Below are 20,512 nucleotides of genomic sequence, written 5' to 3'. Positions count from 1 at the left end.
GCGACTAAATCGGGTCGATAAAGTTGTCGACGATTGCGTCGTACAGAGGATCTGCAGTTGACGGCGTGTAAAGCGGTGACCTGGTGAGGCAGACGAAGTCGTAGGGAGAGTCGGCGTAAAAGCGCTCGCGTGGACCGTGTTCGTACGGTATCTCGGGCTCAAAATGCTCGACGGCGACGTTGTGCCTGAAGCCGCTGCTAATCGCTCTGCTCAGATTCTTCTTCGTCATGGCGGCTAGACGAATCGCATTGGCGTGAAGGTCGAAATCGCGCATGACGGGTGCGATCTCGTCACTTCCGCCACCCGGCCCGTAGACGTACTCGAGACTATTGATCCATCTACACGCGATCGCGAACAATAGGAAATTGACCTCGGTCAAGCCCACCTCACCTTGGGCCGGGGAGGGGAACTGGCGCTCCTCGGGTGTGGAGAACAGCAACGACGTCATGACGTATGCGTAGCCGTTGTCGCCATTGCCGAGATCGGCGTGGGCATCGACGTGGGTGACGTGAAACGGGGGAACGAGAATTCCGTCAGCGATCGCCTTGCGCCACATCAAGAACAGTTGGTCGTGGGTCTCAGTCAGAAACCCTCGCACTGGACCTTGAAGACCGCATTGGTGCCGTAGGAAGTCGAATGCGGCATTGCCGGTTTGCACCGAGTACTCAGTCGGCGATGGCCTACCTGTGTCCCCAGGTCGATAGACCGGCGGAGTCACGAAGAAGTCGAGATCGATGTCCAGGACGCGCTGCACGATAGCGACGGTACCGTCGGGGAGTGTTCATCGAGGGTAATACCGACAGACAAGGCGGATGGGAGTAACAAGGCGCGCCGGGCGATAATGATGATGACCACATCGCGAAGAAGGTAGCCACCATGACTGAGTTGAAGCAGGCCGAATTTGCCGAGGAGTTGGGCACCGGCCCTGCAGCGGCAAGGGGCTGGACATGGACGTGGCAGCGGTGTGGCCGCTATGGCTACCGAAAGTGCTTGACGCACTCGACCAATCCTGATCACCTGGTCGCGAAGGTACCGTCTCCGACTCGTATGCCCTCCCTGCGAGTCGTCAACAGGTATGTCGGAGTGAGCCCCACGATCCGTGAAGCCTAGAAGGCCGAGGGTGCCGAGTCGCGGCCAAGCTCCGTCAGCATCGAATGCGATACTTCGGCGATGTCAAAGTGGCTCTCCGCCAGTGATCGCGTACGGCTCGCATCTCAACTGGTTTCCGAGCTTGAGAACCAATTCTCGACGGCTGTGCACGCAGCGGTGATCAAGCAGTTCGGCATTCAGACGAAGCGGTCACCCGACCACCTGTTTCACACCCTCTTGGAGGACGCCGACGACGACAGCCTCGCTGCGCTAGGGCGGCATTTCACCCTTGACGTACCTGAGAAGCCGCACGACGAGACAGCCGGAAGCCCTTCTTCCGATGTCGACGCCTATGCAGAGCTCGTCTCCGCAGAGACCGCACTGCGAGAGGTGATCAGGCTCGCTGTACCGAAGTGGATCGACGACCTGACCCAAGATGAAGTCGCAAAGTTACAGGAAAAGCGGACCGAAGAAGACAAGCGCCGCGACGGCATCACGGTGACCCAGGACATGCTTGATTACACCGAGATCTACCAGCTCGAAAAAACCATCAATAAGAACTGGGACGCAGTGAAGCCGGTCCTTCAAGACAAGAAGCGGACCGATGTCTACATCAGCATCATCTTGGACGTCCGAAACTCGATTGGTCATTCCCGCCCCGTGTTTGCTGCTGAGCGACTGTTGCTGGCCGGGGCAGCGGGGCAAATTCGAAACCAATTGGCTCGTTATAAGGCCATGAACGATGGGCCGCATCGCCACTACCCCTCTTTGAACTCCGCTCGCGACGGCATGGGGGTGGTCGCTCCGTCGAACCCGTCATTGTCTGTTTCTCAGGTGGATCCGTTCAACCCACCGCCGCGGCTCGAAGTCGGCAACACGGTGACGTTCGAATTGGAAGCTACCGACCCGCGCGGGCGCGAACTCATCTGGACGGCTTATTCGGTCCCCGGCGATCAGACGCCCTCGATGGCAAGCCACGGAGATTACTACCCCGTGATCGCAGACATGAGAGGCGAACGAGTCAGCTTCACCTGGACTGTCAGCGAAGACGAGGTGGGCGAGAGTCGCCTGATTGCTGTCACCGTAGCCAATACGGGAAAGTATCATCGCCAACGGAAGTGGGATGACGGCTGTGTCTTCCAGTACCACGTCAATCCCCCACCAGGCGCATAACCTCCGCCGCGCAACATTCTCCTGGATTTCGGCTTCGGCGCTGCCAATCCATCGAAACCCGCCATATTGCCCGCAATCGTTGGTGTTGATGACGGGCAAAGGCGGGCCGCGGTAGTTGCTCGAAGTTGTCGTTGACCAAGCCCGGCGGGCCGAATCTCGTCAACATGTCCACACCGACGATCATGTCGATCACGTGGTCGGTGAAGTTAACGTTGGCCTACGTCCTACGCCCAGCAGCGGCTGCTATCCACGATCGATGAATCGGGTCGGCTGCCGGTGCCTGATCAGTGGTGTGAAGCGGCAGCTCCCCTCGGACCAAATCGACAGCCCGTCACCGCCGCCGGTCATCAGGCGAACGTGCCGTCACCGCCATGGGTGGCCGCGCTACAAAGCACGGTCGACGAAGACAGACAAGATCATGGCTCCGATTTGGCCGAATTGCCGCATGCGCTGAGCCGTCCTCTGTACGGTCACACCACCGAATATCGATGTTGAGCACCGGACGGGGGTTGCGGCGTGTCTGCACCGGCTAACTGGTATCCCGATCCTTGGCGCAGGGCGGAGCTGCGATGGTGGGATGGCGCACGGTGGACAGGATGGACACACCCCCCAGCGCCACAGGCAAGGCCCGAACCCAACAACGAAAGTTTCCCTCCGGGTCGAGAAACGGTCAGGTCGACAAAACGTGTCCCGGCCGAAGTTGATGATGCCCGAACAAAAATCATCAACCGCAGCGGTCTCGAAAACGTGCTAGCCGGTGTCGATCGCGTAGCGGTCATCGATGTCGAGACCACAGGCCTTTACCGGACCGACCGCGTCGTCGAGATCGCCATCATCGTCATGGAGTCCTCGGGGCGGGTGATCGACGAGTTCGACACCCTGGTGAATCCCTACCGCGATCCGGGGCCGACCTGGATCCATGGCATCACCGCCTCAATGCTGGTCGATGCTCCGGCGTTTGACGACATCGCTGGACATGTCGCCGCGCGCCTGACAGGGAGCGTTGTTGTTGGTCACAACTTGCGCTTTGACACTCGAATGCTGGGCCATGAGTTGGTCCGTGCGGGCATCGATGTTGATTGGGGACAGGGATTAGACACCCTGGACGCCACCGGTTGCAAACTTGGAGTTGCGTGCGCTGAATACGGCATTGCCCAGCAGGGTGCACACCGTGCTCTGTACGATGCCCGGTCTACCGGCCAGCTTCTGCTGGCCGTGGCTGAGGCGTTTACGACAACTTGTCACCCGGTTGTTGCCCGACCTGTGCAGGACGAGGTCCCCCGGCGCGTACTGACCCGCGACGGATTTACCGAGGCCAGAGTCGAGGCCCCCTATCTCGCCGACTTGGCCCGCGGCGTTTGCAGCCACTCCGACGTGGCACCGTATGTGACCTTGCTCGACCGGGCAGTAGCAGACTTGCAACTCACCGCGGCCGAGCGACGTGAACTGGCCCATCTCGCCGACGAACTCGGCCTAGATACCGCTCGCCGTGAGCGGGCGCATCGTGAGTTCCTCAACGGATTGATCGATGCCGCACTGGAAGACTCCATCGTCACCGACGTTGAACTCGATCAGCTCTGCAGGCTAGCGGCGCTGCTCGACCTCGACGATCAGCTGGTAACCCGCCGCACCACCCCCTACCGGCTGATCGAAGACAAAATCACGCTCCAACCTGGGATGCAGGTGTGTTTCACGGGTGCCGCGGTCGACGGCGCAGGCAACTTGATCGACCGTGAGACCGTTTTATACCCCCAAGCCCGCGAGCACGGCCTCATTGCCAAAGACTCGTTCACTAAATCATGCGGCCTGGTCATTACTGCTGACGTCGCCTCCCAATCGTCCAAGATTAGCAACGCTCGCCGTCACGGAACGCCGGTCGCCACTCTCGCCGACTTCCGTCACTCACTGACCACTGGGGCTCCGCTGGCCGTGACCCGATTTTCGACTACCGGTGTCGCCGAGGTGTGCAGAGAGTGCGGCACCTCGTGGATGGCGGCCCGCCGCTCCAGCAATCCCGTATGTCCCGGATGCCGCGGAGCGGCACGAAAGACGGACCCGACGGCGAAACGTCAACTGCTCATGGACAACGTCGCTGCGGCGCCTCCGCCAGCCATGCAAACACTGGTCTGCACAGACTGTCTGGAGACCTGGGAGCGCCCGCGGGTCCGCGGCCGCCAGCCTCACCGCTGCCCAGCTTGTGTCAGTCGGGATGCCGGGGTGCTGGCGTAATGCAGATCCTTGCTGTCGTCGACGCGAACGCTGCAGCGAATACCTAATACCGTCATCGTGTGCCACGTCGATGTCGGCTCTCAGCGCCTGGCATCAGTCGGATGTGTGACGATTGGGTGTTGACTGACCAGCAGGACAAGGTCCAGCTGCTTACCCGGGTCGGCCCCATCACCACGGCCGGACCATTGAGACCAAGCCCCTCTTGGGGGGCCCCGGAGCAACTTCGTCAAAACCGACAGGCTTCCGTTCCCGTGCGATAGACAGAGCTGCGGAACTTCGCGCGAAAGGATCTCTGCTTTGACAGTCTTCGTTGGAATCCTCGGCGTAATAGTCGGTGCGATGCTTCAAGTCGCGCGCGATCAATGGCAACAGCGGCGAGAGCAAAAAGCCAAGCTGCGCACAGCTGTTCGACTGGTGACCAGCGATTTATACGTTGCTAAAGCGATCGTCGCGCCGATATCGGCGACCGGCAGCTGGGGGCCAGAGCAGGATGTCTTGCCCACGACTAACTTGGCCGAGCAGGCTGGCGTACTGGCGGCAGGGCTTTCGACTCATGATTGGAAGCTGTTCGAGGGTGCTCTATTGGGCATCCAACACATCAATCGGATACGAGCCCGGCTCGAACAGTCGGGTGGAACGTTTACCGAATACGAGCTGAAGAGGGCAGCCGCGATACACGACCACGTCGTGCTAACAATCGACGCCTTCGAGCAGGCGCTAGGCGGGGCTCCGGAGATAGCCGCACCTTCCCATCCCGCGATAGCGGACAGGTTGGGCGAGGTGCAGTAACCGTGCCGTTGCTGGTGTCCGAGCTGGGGCGATAACAAACCGTGCTCGGATCATCCTTTGGGCGGGGAAGGATCGTTGCCGTACGAGTTTTTCTCGGCTATCTGCCCATCGTCCCCACACGACGACCTGCCCAACTCCGCGGGTTAGATGAATCCGCGGCGGACAGCGTCTGAGATGAAGACTGATCCGCAGCTTGATTGCGCCTATTCAATCGGACCGAGAAAGTGCTGCCAGTAGCCGCCGTAAGGGTCGCCACGGTGAATCGGCTCGCAGCTGATTAGGTAACCATCTGTCGAACGCGACACGTTATCGACGCGCACATCGCACGATGTGCCAGTTTGATGGACGCCAGTTGTCATCGGCGGCGGCTCTGCCCACTCCCAAGTTGGCGGCGTGCTGGGCGTCAGCGCCTGGTTCACGCAGACTTTTTCCTTGCCCGTGTTTTTGTCATAGCTGATTCTGGCCGCGTTCCTCGCACTGCAGCGGAAATCTGATGCACCAGCGGGAGGCAGGTCGCTGGTAGGTGGTTCGGTTCCCGTAGTTGTCCTCGGTTTGGTAGTTGTCTTCGACGACGACGGCGGCAATGCTGGTGCGGAAGCAACGGGCAGCGAGGTCAACGGAGGAGCGGTGGGTGACGTCGTTGGTTTTGGTGTCGACCGGCCCTGGAAGTAGAACACCATCGAGAACCACACGACGGCGGCGACGGTCGCGCATAGGAGCGCCATCACCCCGGCCCACCGGAGACGCCCGGGCCATCGGCTCTCGACAAAAGGGCCCTCGCCGTGCTCGTCGAGTGACCAGGCTTGGACAGATTCAGGCTCGCTCCTCGTAGGCGTAGCAGCTGTGTCCATCTCCTCGGTGAGACCGGCGTTTGAATTGATGGCCGTCTCGTCGCCGTCAGATGCGGCAGCCGCAGTCGGTTCGGCGTCAGTGTCGTCGTCGGCCAATCTGTCTAACTCCTCACGGTCGCGCGTCGCACAGATTACTGCGCTACGGGCCTGACCGGCCTGAAATCTGGATTATTCTGTTTGCGGCATAATCCGCTGCGGCACCGAACTTTCGGTCCCTGATCGGTTACTGCCCGCCATGCGGTCGGAGTGGGCGGGCGGTGTCAACGATGTCGTCAGGCGGGGCACCTTGGAGAAACATGGCAGGGTTGTCCTGTATGAGTTCACTACCACTGCTAACTGGGTGACTGCGCCCCTAAGGGGCGCAATCGTTGCACTCAGTGACCGCACTCGGTGCTGCGGCAGGATACATGTGCCCTGATCAAAAGGGCCACAACCGATTGCGCCGATGAGTCCGACTGCGCACTCACTCATCTGTCGGCTCGCAGGCGGGATGGATACCGCGGGAAAGTCCTGTAATCGGTCGTGAACATACCGAGCAGGGATTCGCCAGGGAGTACATGTGAGCATTTCGGCGTCCAGCGGCGCAGGTCAGAATGCCCTCGCGAACGCCGTGCGTCAGTGCTGGGTCGATGGTGCGGGCGGAGCGCCCGTACTTTTTGGCCGCAGAGAGGACGCCATTCCGGCTCATCTCGGTGCCCTCGCCATTGACTCGGTGTTCGACGAGGATCTCGATGATCTCGTTGAGCACCTCCTCCTCATCGGCTTTACGCGCACGAGCTTGGCGGGTGCCGTCGGTGTATGTCAACCGGCGGTGTCGTAGTCGAATTCCAGATAGCCCTCTGGGATATCGACGTCACGCCCGTAGGCGGTGAAGTACACGGGCGAGTCGGGTTCGTCTTTCTCGCGGACCAGTCGCCAGAGGGCATCGGGCCAATCCTGCAGCCGAGAGTCACCACGGGCTCGTTCGCCGGAGTGGCCCATATGGTGCACCACCAGGGCTTCATTGATTCCGGATTCCGCCAACAGGGCGTCGAAGGCAACCAGAAACCGCCCGGCATCGTGGTTTTCATCGAGGCCGAGAGCGTCCAGCACCGGCCGCAGACAATCAAGAATCAGATAATCGGCCCCGGAGAGGAGTTTGGCCCACTCCGCCCGCACGCCCTCATTCAGGATGTTGAACGCGCCAATACGACCCCGCAAGGCGACGACATCCACGCGGTCGGTGTTGATAATGCCTTGGTCTCGGAGCCAGCGACGCATGGTGTTCTCCGACAGTTCGTTGTCGATGAGCACGGCGCGCTGCGATCGAGTGGTCACCGAGAACCGGTCTAGAAATGCGTCGCCGTCGGCAAGAGACCGCAGTAGGTTCCCAACGATGGTGCTTTTGCCCGCCTTGTATTGGGCCGACAGCAACACACGTCCTTGGGCTGGTGCCAGTCGATCAATGCGGTACTGAGCATCGGTATCGGGCTCGCCAAGCAGGTCAGTCAAGCAGCGCAACGCAGGGACGGGAGACGTCTGGTGGATCTCGTCTTCGAATCTCAGCTTCGCCTCGTGCTTGGCGCGCAGTTGGACGAGGTGGTGCTCGATCTCCTCCTCTAGGTCGCCGCCACCGACTGAACCGTTCCTGCTGCTCATAGTCTCGAACTGCATCTCGCGGCAGGCCCCGGTTACCGCCACGGCCCCTCCTGCATGAGGACTGCGGCAATCGCGTCGGCGATGGTTCGTTCGATCTCACCTGAGGGAAGCCCAGCACCCGAAGCGGCGTCGGCCAGCGCGGCATAAATGGGATCGTCGTCGTTGAAGAGGCCTTCGTCAGCAGCACGGCATGCCGCCCAATACAAGATCGAATGCCTTTGGCCTTCAGCGGCATTCTCAACAGCACGTACCAGGCCCCGGCACTTCCGTCGAGCTGCACTGGGAGCCAATCGTCTGGCGTAATGCGGGAGCCGACGGCGCGACGATGGCCCGGGGTCGGCAGCCATCTCGCTCAGCCATTGGGGGGCGGCGGCAACGTCGGCCACCGGCATCTTGAACGTGTAGGGCTCCTCGGTTAGCCCGTGCAGGCTGGGCGGCATGACGACGAAATTTCGCTCGTGGCTGAGGATCTCGACGCCGAGACAGAGCTTGCTACGCACCCGCGCGTGAACGCCGTCGAACCATAGGTGGCGACCACCATCGCCGCGGCCGCTGAACGTAGTCATCGTCTCCGGCAGCGAGCCAAACGTGGCTTCCAACTGGGCCAGAGCGACGTCGCCACCGTGCCGCGGATCAACATCGAGGACGATCTGGGCTGGGTGCGGCCGAACTCCGATCCCATGGTCGGGATGCGTGGTCCAGTAGCGGTACGCCCAATCGACGTCAGTATTGGCGTCGTAGAAACCGTGGCCCAGCAATCCACATTCGCCGCGGCACTTTCGACTCTCAGAGCTGAGCCAGTGGTGCGGGTTGCGTATTGCAGGGACCTTGCTCCGCGGGAGGAGCGGAATGGTCGCGAACCCGCACTCCCGGTAGGCGACGGCTGCTTCACGGTTGTTCGGCACGATGGGCCAAATTGTCATCGCTTTCTTCCCGGCATGCTGGCTTGTTCGCGGTTACCTGGGGATAGGTTCATTGGCGTACACCGCCAGTCACCGTCGTCGACTCCTGTTCCGCGAGCCATGCCATCACGCGGGATTTTTTCCACACCCGACGCCTGCCGAGCTTGAAGCTGGCCGGTCCAGTGCCGATGCTGGCCCAGTACCGCCAGGTACTGGCCTTTGTACCGGTCAGCTCCTCTAGGTCGAGAGCACCCACAAATTCCTGATCCATCCCGCCACTCCTCTCTTCCCAATACGTCATATTCTCACTTCCAGGAATAAGCTCAGTGTGAGCTGCGCCTGCCATACTGGTCAAACCAAAATAGAAAAGTTGCGGAAATGGGAATACAGAAATGGATTAATGTACGTTTTGGGAAGAAGGTCAAAACCTTGCGGGAGAACCGACACTGGTCCCAAGCCACGTTAGCGAAGATGTTGTCGGACAGAGGAATTCAGCCGATTCATCCGACAACTGTGGCGAAGATCGAGTCCGGTGACCGCTCTGTGCGGATCAACGAAGCGGTTGGCATCGCCGATATATTTGAGGTCTCTCTAGATTCTCTACTGGGCCGCAAGGCGGGCACGCAGGACAGTGATCTGACATACCGGGTGGGCGCCTTATCGGCCAGCGCCCACGAGTCGTACCGACTGCTAGCAACGGTCATCGGGATGATTCGCGAACCCCTAGAGGAACTTCCGGATGATTTCGAAGGTATCGAGAGCCTCCAATCTGCGGGCTTAAACACATTGAGCGGCCTGGGATCAGCGCGAGAGTCGTTAGCGGAGTTATTGTCAGTCTCGGGCGATATCTTGCTAAAACGTGAGCAGGTCAGGCTTGGTAAAGCGCAACCGTAGAGCCGGAGTCGAGGATCGCTGGACCAAGACCGTCCGCGGCCTAGATGGCACCACGCGCAGTGTGCCAACCATCCGGCACGGCAAGGGACTTCGGTGGCTGGCCCGCTACGTCGACGAGCGCGGGCAAGAGCATACGAAGTCGTTCAGGCGCAAGACGGATGCAGCAAAATGGCTCGACGGGCAGACCGCGGCGGTGGTATCGGGTACCCATGTCGCGCCACGAGATGCGCAATTGACCGTGAAGCAGTGGTGCGACTTATGGCTTGAGGGCTACCAGGTGCACCGACCTGCGTCGGTGAAGTTGGCCCGCACCCATATTCGGCTGATCTGCGGCGAATTCGGCAGTATGCCACTCACGGCAGTGCGGCCGTGACAGATCAAGGCGTGGGTGGCACGGCTGCAAGCCGAGGGTTTGGAAGCGTCCTACATCTACCGGACGCACTCGCGGTTCTCGCAAATCTGCACAGACGCCGTGCACGACGGCGTGCTTGGACGCAACCCGTGTTCGCGGCGGACCTCGCCCCCGATGGGCAAATCCAAGGTGTATGTGGCCACGACAGAACAGGTGTGGGCGATCCATGATGAGATGCCCGACCACCTGAAAGCGGCGGTGCTCCTCGGCGCGTTTGCCGGGCTGCGGATTTCCGAGGCGTGCGGGCTGCGGGTCACCGATGTCGATTTCATCCGCGGCGTGGTGCACCCCAAACGGCAGTGGCCGGATCGACCGCTCAAGACTGAGGGCAGCAGTCAGCCGATACCGATTCCGCGGGAATTGGCGTTGCTTCTGTCAACGTCGGTGCGCAAGTATCCCGCCGACATGATGCTCACCGCGGGGCCAGGCACCGACCGGTGCAGCGTATGGACGCTTGAGAAGGCGATGCGCACCGTCCGCGGCAAGGTGGAGGGCCTGCCAGAAACGTTCACTTTTCAGGATTTGCGGCACTACCTAGCATCGCTGCTAATCGCCTCGGGCGCCGATATCAAGACGGTGCAGGCGCGGATGCGGCACGCCAGCGCCACCACCACGCTCGACGTTTACGGCCATCTGTGGCCCGATGCCGACGAATCCACCCGCACGGCTATCCGTGCGGTGATCGCGGAGCGGATGAACACCACTGCGGACCAGCTGCGGACCACGAGCACCTGAGCGAGCCGTTCGCCGAGGTCAATGGGGTTAGCCGGGCTCCGGCTTGGCGTCTATTCCGGATTCCTTGCGCTGCTGGGCGGTGATCGGCGCGGGCGCATCGGTGAGCGGGTCGACGCCGCCGCCGGTCTTCGGGAACGCGATCACCTCACGGATGGAGTCGACCCCGGACAGCAGCGCGTTGATCCGGTCCCACCCGAACGCGATCCCACCGTGTGGAGGTGCGCCAAAGGTGAACGCTTCCAACAGGAATCCGAACTTTTCTTCGGCCTCGGCGTGGTCGAGCCCCATCACCGCGAACACCCGCTCCTGGATGTCGCGGCGGTGGATACGAATCGAGCCACCGCCGATCTCGTTGCCGTTGCAGACGATGTCGTAGGCGTCGGCGAGCACGTTGCCCGGATCGGTATCGATGGCGTCCTCGTAGCGCGGCTTGGGCGAGGTGAAGGCGTGATGCACCGCGGTCCACGCGCCCGAGCCGACGGCCACGTCACCGGCGGCGGTCGCGTCGTCGGCGGGTTCGAACAGCGGCGGGTCCACGACCCAGACGAACGCCCAGGCGTCGGGATCGATGAGGCCCAGCCGATGGGCGATCTCACCGCGCGCCGCCCCCAGCAGGGCCCGCGACGGCTTCGGCGGGCCCGCCGAGAAGAAGACGCAATCCCCCGGCTTGGCCCCCACGTGCGCGGCCAGGCCGCCGCGTTCGGTGTCGCTCAGGTTCTTGGCCACCGGGCCAGAAAGCTCACCGTCGTCGCCGACGAGCACGTAGGCCAGCCCCCGGTGGCCGCGCTGCTTGGCCCATTCCTGCCAGCCGTCCAGCGTGCGCCGCGGCTGCGAGGCCCCGCCGGGCATGACGACAGCGCCGACGTACGGCGCCTGGAAGACGCGAAATGTGGTGTCTTTGAAGAACTCTGCGCACTCGACGAGCTCGAGTCCGAAACGCATGTCCGGCTTGTCCGAGCCGAACCGCCGCATGGCGTCGGCGTAGCTGATCCGCGGGATCGGTGTCGGAATCTGGTAGCCGATCAGCGCCCACAGCGCGGAGAGGATCTCCTCGGAGATGGCGATGACGTCCTCGGCGTCCACGAAGCTCATCTCGATGTCGAGCTGGGTGAACTCCGGCTGGCGGTCGGCGCGGAAATCCTCGTCGCGGTAACAGCGCGCGATCTGGTAGTAGCGCTCCATCCCGGCCACCATCAGCAGCTGCTTGAACAGCTGCGGGCTCTGCGGCAGGGCGTAGAACGAGCCGGGGTGCAGCCGGGCCGGCACCAGAAAGTCGCGCGCGCCCTCCGGGGTCGAGCGGGTGATCGTCGGCGTCTCGATCTCGACGAAATCGTGCTGCGTGAGCACCGCGCGTGCGGCGGCATTCACCTTGGAACGCAAGCGAATTGCGTCCGCCGGGCCGTCGCGGCGCAAATCCAGGTAACGGTATTTCAGCCGCAGTTCCTCGCCGGCGGGCTCGTCGAGCTGGAACGGCAGCGGCGCGCTCTCCCCCAACACGGTGAGCGCGGTGGCGTTGACCTCGATGTCGCCGGTGGCGATCTCGGGGTTGGCGTTGCCTTCCGGGCGGATCTCGACCACGCCGGAGACCGCGACACAGAACTCGGCGCGCAGCCGGTGCGCCTGGGCCAGCACGTCGTCGGCGCGGAACACCACCTGGGCGATTCCGGAGGCGTCGCGCAGGTCGATGAAGATGACCCCACCGTGGTCGCGGCGGCGGGCCACCCAGCCCGCGAGCGTCACCTGTTGCCCGGCGTCGCTACTTCTCAGCGAACCGGCGGCGTGGCTGCGCAGCACAAAAACACTCCCCTTCAGGTTGAACGACTGATCAGTCTAAGGGGCGGTGTAATTTCGCTCCTATCGCCACGAACATCGCCCTCGTCGGTCCCGGTGCCGTCGGCACGACGGTCGCCGCGCTGCTCTATCGGGCCGGACATTCGGTCGTGGTGTGCGGCCGCACCCCGCGCGAGAGCATCGAACTGCGGCCCGACGGTGCGGACCCGATCGTCGTCCCCGGCCCGGTGCACACCGATCCCGGCGAGGCGCCCGGGCCGGTGGATGTGGTGCTGCTGGCCGTCAAGGCCACCCAGAACGAGCAGGCGGCCGGCTGGCTGGCCCGCCTGTGCGACGTGCACACCATCGTCGTGGTGCTGCAAAACGGCGTGGAGCAGGTCGAGCAGGTGCGGCCGCACTGCCCGCAATCCCCCGTCCTGCCCGGCATCGTGTGGTACTCGGCCGAGACCCAGCCCGAAGGCTGGGTGCGGCTGCGCGGCGAGGCGGCCCTGGTGCTGCCCAGCGGCCCCTCCGCGGAGGCGGTCGCCGAGCTGCTGCGCGGCGCCGGCTGCCGGGTGGACTGCGACCCCGACATCATCACCGCGGCCTGGCACAAGCTGCTCACCAACGCGCTGGCCGGGTTCATGGCGCTGTCGCGGCGGCGGTCCGGGATGTTCCGCCGCGACGACGTCGCCACACTGTCGCGCCGCTATGTCGCCGAATGCCTGGCCGTCGCGCGCGCCGAGGGCGCCCGGCTCGCCGACGGCGTCATCGACGAGTTGGTCGACATGTTTCGCAACGTTCCCGAGGACATGAGCACGTCGATCCTGACCGACGCGGACAATCACCGCCCGATGGAATGGGATATCCGCAACGGCGTGATCGTCCGCAGGGGCAGGGCCCACGGCCTGGCCACACCGATCAGCGACGTCGTGGTGCCCTTACTGGCCGCGGCCAGCGACGGTCCCGGCTAGATTAATTTCATGTTCCCCTGCGAGCGCGTCGACGTGGACTTCATCCACAAGGCGCCATTTGCCTTCCGCAACAGCGTCGACCTGGCCATCACCCCCGAGCAGCTGTTCGACGTGCTTTCCGACGCCGGATCCTGGCCGCGCTGGGCGAAAGTGATCACCAAGGTGACCTGGACCAGCCCCGAGCCGCGCGGCGTCGGGACCACCCGCACCGTCGAGATGCGCGGCGGCATCGTCGGCAACGAGGAATTCCTGGCGTGGGAACCCTTCACGCACATGGCATTTCGCTTCAACGAGTGCTCGACCAAATCCGTGGCGGCCTTCGCCGAGGATTACCGGGTCGAGGTCATCCCCGGCGGCTGCCGGCTGACGTGGACCATGGCCCAGAAGCCGGCGGGGGCGGCGAAGCTGGCAATGGTCGTGGTCGGGCCGCTGCTGAACCTGGCGTTGCGCCGATACCTGCGCAACCTGCGCAGCTACACCGACTCCCTTGCGACCCGGCAACGTTAGGAGCGCGTCATGACCTTCAACGAGGGCATGCAGATCGACACCAGCAACGCATCGTCGTCGGGTGGCGGCGGGATGGGGATGGCCGTCGGGGGCGGCGGGCTCGGGCTGATCATCCTTCTCGGGGCGTTGTTCTTGGGGGTCGATCCCGGCCGTGTCATGAACCAGCCGCAGACGAACACCCACGGCTACTCGGCGCCGGGTTTCGACCTGAGCCAGTGCAAGACCGGCGCCGACGCCAACAAGTACGTGCAATGCCGCGTGGTCGCCACCGGCAACTCCGTGGACGCCGTGTGGCATCAGCTGATGACGGGCTACACCCGTCCCCATGTCCGGCTGTTCACCGGCCGGGTGAGCACGGGCTGCGGAGCGGCCACCACCGCGGTCGGGCCCTTCTACTGCCCGGTCGACCGGACGGCGTACTTCGACACCGACTTCTTTCAGGAACTGGTCGATCGATTCGGTTCCAGCGGTGGGCCATTCGCCCAGGAGTATGTGGTCGCCCACGAGTACGGCCACCATGTGCAACAGCTGCAGGGCCTGCTCGGCCGCTCCCAGCAAGGCGCGCAGGGGGCCGGCGGCAACGGTGTGCGCACCGAGTTGCAGGCCGACTGCTACGCCGGTATCTGGGCCCACTACGCCTCAACGGTCAAGCAGGAGAGCACCGGCGTGCCCTACCTGGAGCCGTTGAGCGACAAGGACATCGCCGATGCCCTCTCGGCCGCGGCGTCGGTGGGCGATGACCGCATCCAGAAGGAAGCGACCGGTCGGGTCAACCCCGAGTCCTGGACGCACGGTTCCTCGGAGCAGCGCCAGCATTGGTTCACCGCGGGCTATCAGACCGGTGACCCGAAGCAGTGCGACACCTTCTCCGCGACGGATTTGGGTTAAGCCAGTAAGCGTTTCAGCTCGGCGCGGCCCTGCTCGTCGAGCGGCAGCAGCGGCGCGCGTGGGTCTCCGACTGGGAAATCGAGCAGCTCCAGGCCGGCCTTCACCGTGGTGGCCAGGCCGCCCGCGACGATGAACTGCAGCAGCGGCTTGAGATCGTCGTAGAGCTTCTGCGCCGTGTCGAGGTCGTTCGCGCGCACCGCCTCATAGAGGTCGATGCACGGCGCTGGGCGCAGATTCGGTGCGGCCGTGCACCATCCGGAGGCGCCGGCCTTCAGCGCGTCGAGCACCAGCGGGTTGCTGCCGTTGTAGAAGGGCAGCCGGTTGCCGGACAGCTCGGCGATGCGCTGCATCCGGGTCAGGTCGCCGGTGGACTCCTTGACCATGGTGACGTTGTCGATGGACTCGAACATGCGGACCAGCAACTCGGGGGGCATGTCGACGCCGCTGGTCGCCGGGTTGTTGTAGGCCATGATCGGGATGGAGATGGCGTCGCTGATGCTCCGGTAGTGCGCGAAGATCTCCCGCTCGGTGAGCTTCCAGTAGGACACCGGCAGGATCATCACCGCGTCGGCCCCGGCCTGCTGGGCGTACTTGGCGCGCCGAATGGTCTTGGCGGTGGTCACATCCGACACACCGACGACCACCGGCACCCGGCCCGCGACGGTAGCCATGGTGGTGTCGACCACAGTGTCGAATTCCGGTTCGTCGAGATAGGCCAATTCGCCGGTGCTGCCCAGCGGTGCGATCGCATGAACGTCGGCGGCCACCAGGCGGTCGACCAGCGCGGCAAGCCGTGCGGTGTCGATGCCATCGCCGGTGAACGGAGTCACCGGGTAGGCGATGATGCCGTGGATCTTGCGCTCGGACGTTTGCGCCACAGGTAGGCTCCTCGGATTAGGTTGGCGGATAACGGTTTAGCCGGTCAGCACGTCCGGGTGCCGGGCCAGCGCCCGGCGGGCGTAGTAGGCGAAGTTGGCCCTGCTGCGCAGCGGTAACAGCGTCCAGTTATGGGCCTCGCGGGCCAGTTCTTCCGGAAGTGCTTTGACGGTGCCGGCGGCCATCGCGGTCAGCTGCAGTTCGGCGGCGCGCTCGATGAGGATTCCCAACGAGCACGCCTCCTCGATGCTGGCGCCGGCGATGACGTGGCCGTGATGGGCCAGCAGGATTGCTTTTTTGTCGCCGAGGGCGGCGGAGATGATCTCCCCCTCTTCGTTGCCGACCGGCACGCCCGGCCATTTGGCCAGAAACGCGCAGTCGTCGTAGAGCGGGGTGGTGTCCATGTGGGACACGATCAGCGGAACTTCCAGCATCGACAGCGCCGCCACGTGGAACGCGTGGGTGTGCACGATGCATTGCACATCGGGGCGGGCGCGATAGATCCAGCTGTGAAAACGGTTGGCGGGGTTGGCCATTCCCTCACCGTCGAGGACGTTGAGGTCCTCGTCGACCAACAGCAGGTTGGCGTCGGTGATCTCGTCGAACCCCAGGCCGAGCCGCTGGGTGTAGTAGGTGCCGTCCGCCTCGGCGCGGGCGGTGATCTGTCCGGCCAGCCCGGAGTCATGCCCGGCGTCGAACAGGGCGCGGCACGTCAAAGCCAACTTCTGACGGGTGGTCAACTGCCATTCGGCGGCATCTTTGGCTTGGAAGGCCGTCAACTGCTCGGCGGCGCGGCGCATCAAGTCGGATTTCGAATCGGTGAACGTGCTGGCCATAATCGGCTCCCTCGGCGCGCGAACGTGTGACACAATCGTATCACTATAGGAAACCTTGTGTCATGAGAGGGGTGGTCGGTGACCGCACTGCTGCGCGCGGTCCGCAAGCAACGCGGCCTCACCCTGGAGGCGCTGGCCCAGCAGACCGGGCTGACCAAGAGCTACCTGTCGAAGATCGAACGCGGGCACAGCACACCGTCGATCGCGGTGGCACTCAAGGTCGCCAAGGCCCTGGATGTCGACGTCGGGCGGCTGTTCTCGGAGCAGGCGGCGCAGGAGAAGATCGCCGTCGAGCGCGCCACCCGCAACACCCAGGGCGAGCGCTACCGGGTGCTGGCCGCGTCGCTACTGGGAAAGTCGATGTCGCCGTTCGTGGTTTGCCCGACGGAGAAGCTGTCCGACGATCCACACCCGGAGCATGCGGGCCAGGAATTCATATTCGTGCACGCCGGGAACGTCGAACTGGACTACGGCGATCAGACGTTCACGCTCGGGACCGGCGACAGCGCCTACTTCGACGCCTCGATCAGCCACAAGATTCGGGCGGTCGGTGCCGAACCGGCCCAGGTCGTCGTCGTCGCGCACGCCGAGCCCGCGAGCAGCCCGGCCGGGTGGTTGGGCTGACTACCAGGGCCGCGTCGAACAGGTGACGCCGGTGGTGGCGCTCTGGGTCACCACCACCTGGCCGTCCACCGCGATCTGGCACTGAATCTGCGGCATGTTGGACGAATCGCAGTCCGGCCAGTGGCACCCGCCGCTGGCGTTGACGAACGCCCACTGGTTGGGGTCTGTCAGGGTGGCGTTGTAGACGAGCGGCTGCCCGGCGGTGAACGCCGTCTGCACGGTGCTCAGGAACTGCGACGAGTTCGAGTTGAAGGCCGCCTGGCTGGGCGGATCGCTGTTCATGTACCTGACGTTGCCGGTCAGGTTGCCGGTGGCGGTGACCGTGTACGTCACCTGGTGGCCGGCGGGATCCGCATGTGAGGGCGCGGACGCCGTCGTCATCGCAGCGGCCGCCGCAAATGTCGCCGCCGCGATCCCCGTGGTCACTGTTCGCACGTTCGTCATATCTCAAACGCTACCGAATCCGTTACCGCCGTACCCGCGAAACAGCTCCCACCGTGCATCGGCGCCCGTCGGTATTCGCGCTTTCCGGCGCGGCCCGACCCGCCACGAGCGGGGCGTTCACCTTCAGGTGGCTCGGTTCCGGTATGAAGCATTGAGTGAGCAACGATTCGGAGCAGGCCGGCATCAGCCGCCGCCGGTTACTCACGTCAAGTGCCGCCTCGGCGGTTCTCGGCGGCGTCGGGGTGGGTGGCGCCACCCTGCTGTGGTCGCAGTCCGCGAGCTCCCGTGGCCCCTCGACGTGGCTCCAGCCCGACCGCAATGGCGCACCGCCGGTCGGCGGCCTGCACCTGCAATTCGGTAAGAACGCCGGCACCGAGGTGGTCGTCTCCTGGCACACCACCGACGCCGTCCGCAATCCGCGCGTCATGCTCGGGACGCCGAGCGCCGGGTTCGGCCGCACCGTGGCCGCCGAGACCCGCACCTACCGGGACGCGAAGTCCAACACCGAAGTTCGCGTCAACCACGCGCGGCTGACCAACCTGACCCCGGACACCGACTACGTGTACGCCGCAGTGCACGACGGCGCCGAACCGGAGCAGGGCACCGTGCGAACCGCCCCGTCGGGACGAAAGCCTTTGCGTTTCACCAGCTTCGGTGATCAGTCCACCCCAGCGCTCGCCAAGATGCCCGACGGCCGTTACGCCACCGACAACATCGGCTCGCCGGCGGCCGCCGACACCACCATGGCCATCGAGCGCCTCGGCCCGCTGTTCAACCTGGTCAACGGCGACCTGTGCTACGCCAATCTGGCCCAAAACCGGATCCGCACCTGGTCGAACTGGTTCGAGAACAACACCCGCTCGGCGCGCCACCGGCCCTGGATGCCGGCGGCCGGGAACCACGAGAACGAATTGGGCAACGGGCCGATCGGTTACGGCGCCTATCAGACCTACTTCGCGTTGCCCGACTCCGGGTCCAGCCCACAAACCCGCGGCCTGTGGTACTCCTTCACCGCCGGCTCGGTGCGGGTGATCAGCCTCAACAACGACGACGTGGCCTACCAGGACGGCGGCAACTCCTACGTGCACGGCTACTCCGGTGGCGAGCAAAAGCGCTGGCTGGCAACCGAACTCGCCGCCGCCCGCCACGATCCGGACGTCGACTGGGTGGTCGCGTGCATGCACCAGACGGCGATCTCCACCGCCGACAAGACCAACGGTGCCGACCTGGGCATCCGTGAGGAATGGCTGCCGCTGTTCGACCAGTACCAGGTCGATCTGGTGGTGTGCGGCCACGAACACCACTACGAGCGCTCGCACCCGTTGCGCGGCACGCTGGGGACCGACACCCGAACGCCGATACCCGTCGACACCCGAAGCGATCTCATCGACTCCACCCGGGGAACGGTGCACCTGGTCATCGGCGGCGGCGGCACCTCGGCACCCAGCAACGCGATGTTCTTTCCCGAGCCCCGGTGCCGGGTGGTCACCGGCGTGGGGGCTTTCGACCCCGGGCGGGGGCGCAAGGCGCCGATCTACGTCCTCGAGGACGCGCCGTGGTCGGCGTTCCGCGACCGCGACAACCCTTACGGTTTCGTGGCTTTCGACGTCGACCCCGGCCCACCCGGCGGCAACACCTCGATCAAGGCAACCCATTACGCGCTGCGCGGCCCGTTCGGCGACGTGGCCGTGATCGACGAATTCATCCTGACCAAGCCGCGCGCCGACAAGGCCGGCTAACTCAAAACAACGTCTGCTGAACGGGTTCCGGCGCCCGGCTGGCCGAAACCGCCTGAGAGAACGGGCGGTGATCGCCGGCCAGCCGGTACTTGGCGATCAGTGGGGCGGCGCGCTCCCGCAGCAGGTCGCGATAGCCCTGCGGCAGGTAGGCACCGCGCCGGTACAGGTCGCGATAGCGGCCGACCAGTTCGGGATGTGAGCGCGCCAGCCACGACATGAACCATCCGCGGGTGGAGCCGCGCAGGTGCAGGCCGAACACCGTCGCGCTGCCGGCACCGGCCGCGGCGATCTGGCCGAGCAGCCCGTCGAGATGCTCGACGGAATCGGTGAGATGCGGCAGCACCGGCGCGACCATCACATGACAGTCCAGCCCGGCGGCGCGGATCGCGCTGATCAGACCCAGCCGTGCCTGCGGCGTGGGCGTGCCGGGCTCGACGTCGCGGTGCAGCTCGGGATCGCCCACCGCCAGCGACACCGCGACCGAGACCGGAACCCGCGTCGCGGCCTCGGCGATCAGCGGCAGGTCGCGCCGCAGCAGCGTGCCCTTGGTCAGGATCGACAGCGGGGTGCCCGATTCGGCCAGGGCGCTGATGATGCCGGGCATCAGCGCGTAGCGCCCCTCGGCCCGCTGGTAGGGATCGGTGTTGGTGCCCAGGGCCACGGTCTCGTGCTGCCATGACGGCCGGCGCAGCTCGCGGCGCAGCACCTCGACGACGTTGGTCTTGACGACGACCTGGGTGTCAAAGTCGTTGCCGCAGTCCAACTCCAGGTATTCGTGGGTGGGCCGGGCGAAGCAGTACCGGCAGGCGTGCGAGCACCCGCGGTAGCCGTTGACGGTGTAGCGAAACGGCAGGGCCGCCGCGTTCGGCACCTTGTTCAGCGCGGACTTGCACAGCACCTCGTGAAACGTGATCCCCTCGAACTGCGGCGCGCGCACGCTGCGGACGAAGCCGATGCGCTGCAACCCCGGCAGTGCCCCGTCCTCCACCGGCTTCCCGTTGACCGCGACGGCCTGGTTCGCCCTGTCATCTACCAAGACATCGGTGACAGTTCTGTGTCAGGACATCGGTGATAGTTTGGGCGGTTTTGGTGGTGACACTTCTGCCCCAGGGTTCGGGTGGTGGCTGTTAATGAACCCATCG

At 64.3% G+C, this 20,512-nt stretch carries 22 protein-coding genes and 1 pseudogene; 12 read left to right on the top strand and 11 right to left on the bottom strand.

Annotation, left to right across the window (positions count from 1 at the left end; genetic code table 11):
• Window positions 1-4: 4 nt before the first annotated feature.
• The gene (locus tag EPN51_RS09660; RefSeq protein ID WP_293041148.1) at window positions 5-754 is read right to left on the bottom strand and encodes a UPF0489 family protein; all 750 of its coding nucleotides are present in this window, start codon (window positions 752-754) and stop codon (window positions 5-7) included.
• 416 nt (window positions 755-1,170) lie between these two features.
• Between EPN51_RS09660 and EPN51_RS09655 the strand changes: the two genes are divergently transcribed.
• The 4 genes and pseudogenes from EPN51_RS09655 to EPN51_RS09645 all read left to right on the top strand — a co-directional run bounded on the left by EPN51_RS09655 (window position 1,171) and on the right by EPN51_RS09645 (window position 5,280).
• The gene (locus EPN51_RS09655; protein WP_293041146.1) at window positions 1,171-2,262 is read left to right on the top strand and encodes a hypothetical protein; all 1,092 of its coding nucleotides are present in this window, start codon (window positions 1,171-1,173) and stop codon (window positions 2,260-2,262) included.
• A 516-nt stretch (window positions 2,263-2,778) separates the two neighbouring features.
• A pseudogene (locus EPN51_RS28985) lies at window positions 2,779-2,877 on the top strand (DUF2510 domain-containing protein); the annotation flags it as partial.
• Window positions 2,878-3,009: 132 nt separating this feature from the next.
• Complete coding sequence (locus EPN51_RS09650) at window positions 3,010-4,491, top strand: 3'-5' exonuclease (protein WP_293041144.1); 1,482 nt, start codon at window positions 3,010-3,012, stop codon at window positions 4,489-4,491.
• A gap of 297 nt (window positions 4,492-4,788) precedes the next feature.
• Window positions 4,789-5,280, top strand: a complete 492-nt coding sequence (locus tag EPN51_RS09645) for a hypothetical protein (RefSeq protein ID WP_293041142.1) — start codon at window positions 4,789-4,791, stop codon at window positions 5,278-5,280.
• A gap of 203 nt (window positions 5,281-5,483) precedes the next feature.
• Here the strand turns inward: EPN51_RS09645 and EPN51_RS09640 are convergent, their stop codons facing one another.
• The 5 genes from EPN51_RS09640 to EPN51_RS09620 all read right to left on the bottom strand — a co-directional run bounded on the left by EPN51_RS09640 (window position 5,484) and on the right by EPN51_RS09620 (window position 8,942).
• Window positions 5,484-6,227, bottom strand: a complete 744-nt coding sequence (locus EPN51_RS09640; protein ID WP_293041140.1) for a hypothetical protein — start codon at window positions 6,225-6,227, stop codon at window positions 5,484-5,486.
• 367 nt (window positions 6,228-6,594) lie between these two features.
• Entirely contained in the window at window positions 6,595-6,936 is a 342-nt protein-coding gene (locus tag EPN51_RS09635) for a hypothetical protein (RefSeq protein WP_293041138.1), read from the bottom strand.
• Window positions 6,933-7,811 (bottom strand): AAA family ATPase, encoded by an 879-nt coding sequence (locus EPN51_RS09630; protein ID WP_293041136.1) that lies wholly within the window; start codon window positions 7,809-7,811, stop codon window positions 6,933-6,935. Before EPN51_RS09630 ends, EPN51_RS09635 begins: the two co-directional genes overlap by 4 nt.
• Window positions 7,802-8,674: a bifunctional DNA primase/polymerase gene (locus EPN51_RS09625; RefSeq protein WP_293041134.1), complete on the bottom strand. Its 873-nt coding sequence runs from the start codon at window positions 8,672-8,674 to the stop codon at window positions 7,802-7,804. The genes EPN51_RS09630 and EPN51_RS09625 overlap by 10 nt, the downstream gene beginning before the upstream one ends.
• A gap of 67 nt (window positions 8,675-8,741) precedes the next feature.
• Window positions 8,742-8,942 carry a DNA-binding protein gene (locus tag EPN51_RS09620; RefSeq protein ID WP_293041131.1) on the bottom strand — a complete coding sequence of 67 codons (201 nt, stop codon included), beginning with the start codon at window positions 8,940-8,942 and terminating at the stop codon, window positions 8,742-8,744.
• A gap of 107 nt (window positions 8,943-9,049) precedes the next feature.
• Between EPN51_RS09620 and EPN51_RS09615 the strand changes: the two genes are divergently transcribed.
• The 3 genes from EPN51_RS09615 to EPN51_RS09605 are packed head-to-tail and all read left to right on the top strand — an operon-like array spanning window position 9,050 to window position 10,712.
• Complete coding sequence (locus EPN51_RS09615) at window positions 9,050-9,565, top strand: helix-turn-helix transcriptional regulator (RefSeq protein ID WP_293041128.1); 516 nt, start codon at window positions 9,050-9,052, stop codon at window positions 9,563-9,565.
• Window positions 9,531-9,938: a hypothetical protein gene (locus EPN51_RS09610; protein WP_293041393.1), complete on the top strand. Its 408-nt coding sequence runs from the start codon at window positions 9,531-9,533 to the stop codon at window positions 9,936-9,938. Before EPN51_RS09615 ends, EPN51_RS09610 begins: the two co-directional genes overlap by 35 nt.
• Before the next feature lie 15 nt (window positions 9,939-9,953).
• Window positions 9,954-10,712, top strand: coding sequence for a site-specific integrase (locus EPN51_RS09605; protein WP_293041126.1), 759 nt, complete (start codon window positions 9,954-9,956; stop codon window positions 10,710-10,712).
• 27 nt (window positions 10,713-10,739) lie between these two features.
• Here EPN51_RS09605 and aspS read toward each other — a convergent pair whose 3' ends face one another.
• Window positions 10,740-12,524: an aspartate--tRNA ligase gene (gene aspS, locus EPN51_RS09600; RefSeq protein ID WP_293041378.1), complete on the bottom strand. Its 1,785-nt coding sequence runs from the start codon at window positions 12,522-12,524 to the stop codon at window positions 10,740-10,742.
• A gap of 44 nt (window positions 12,525-12,568) precedes the next feature.
• On the opposite strand from aspS, the gene EPN51_RS09595 reads away from it, so the two are divergent.
• Genes EPN51_RS09595 through EPN51_RS09585 form a run of 3 tightly spaced genes read left to right on the top strand, consistent with a single transcriptional unit; the run spans window position 12,569 to window position 14,851 of the window.
• Window positions 12,569-13,456, top strand: a complete 888-nt coding sequence (locus EPN51_RS09595; RefSeq protein ID WP_293041375.1) for an oxidoreductase — start codon at window positions 12,569-12,571, stop codon at window positions 13,454-13,456.
• 9 nt (window positions 13,457-13,465) lie between these two features.
• Window positions 13,466-13,963, top strand: coding sequence for an SRPBCC family protein (locus tag EPN51_RS09590; protein ID WP_293041123.1), 498 nt, complete (start codon window positions 13,466-13,468; stop codon window positions 13,961-13,963).
• Between the two features lie 9 nt (window positions 13,964-13,972).
• Window positions 13,973-14,851, top strand: a complete 879-nt coding sequence (locus EPN51_RS09585; protein WP_293041121.1) for a neutral zinc metallopeptidase — start codon at window positions 13,973-13,975, stop codon at window positions 14,849-14,851.
• On the opposite strand, the gene EPN51_RS09580 is transcribed toward EPN51_RS09585, so the two are convergent.
• Together EPN51_RS09580 and EPN51_RS09575 are read right to left on the bottom strand one after the other, a co-directional pair.
• Window positions 14,848-15,729, bottom strand: coding sequence for a dihydrodipicolinate synthase family protein (locus tag EPN51_RS09580; RefSeq protein WP_293041118.1), 882 nt, complete (start codon window positions 15,727-15,729; stop codon window positions 14,848-14,850). The two genes, EPN51_RS09585 and EPN51_RS09580, sit on opposite strands and share 4 nt — an antisense overlap.
• 36 nt (window positions 15,730-15,765) lie before the next feature.
• Window positions 15,766-16,563, bottom strand: coding sequence for an aldolase (locus EPN51_RS09575; RefSeq protein ID WP_293041115.1), 798 nt, complete (start codon window positions 16,561-16,563; stop codon window positions 15,766-15,768).
• Window positions 16,564-16,641: 78 nt separating this feature from the next.
• On the opposite strand from EPN51_RS09575, the gene EPN51_RS09570 reads away from it, so the two are divergent.
• Complete coding sequence (locus EPN51_RS09570; RefSeq protein ID WP_293041112.1) at window positions 16,642-17,187, top strand: XRE family transcriptional regulator; 546 nt, start codon at window positions 16,642-16,644, stop codon at window positions 17,185-17,187.
• On the opposite strand, the gene EPN51_RS09565 is transcribed toward EPN51_RS09570, so the two are convergent.
• Window positions 17,188-17,631, bottom strand: a complete 444-nt coding sequence (locus tag EPN51_RS09565; RefSeq protein ID WP_293041109.1) for a hypothetical protein — start codon at window positions 17,629-17,631, stop codon at window positions 17,188-17,190.
• A 155-nt stretch (window positions 17,632-17,786) separates the two neighbouring features.
• Between EPN51_RS09565 and EPN51_RS09560 the strand changes: the two genes are divergently transcribed.
• Window positions 17,787-19,370 carry a metallophosphoesterase family protein gene (locus tag EPN51_RS09560; RefSeq protein WP_293041106.1) on the top strand — a complete coding sequence of 528 codons (1,584 nt, stop codon included), beginning with the start codon at window positions 17,787-17,789 and terminating at the stop codon, window positions 19,368-19,370.
• Between the two features lies 1 nt (window position 19,371).
• Here EPN51_RS09560 and EPN51_RS09555 read toward each other — a convergent pair whose 3' ends face one another.
• Window positions 19,372-20,406, bottom strand: coding sequence for an Rv2578c family radical SAM protein (locus EPN51_RS09555; protein ID WP_293041104.1), 1,035 nt, complete (start codon window positions 20,404-20,406; stop codon window positions 19,372-19,374).
• Between the last annotated feature and the right edge of the window lie 106 nt (window positions 20,407-20,512).

The organism is Mycobacterium sp., assembly GCF_004298145.1.
Classification (GTDB): Bacteria; Actinomycetota; Actinomycetes; order Mycobacteriales; family Mycobacteriaceae; genus Mycobacterium.
Note: the sequence above shows the minus strand (reverse complement) of the source record. Positions and strands in the feature narration are given on the sequence as shown.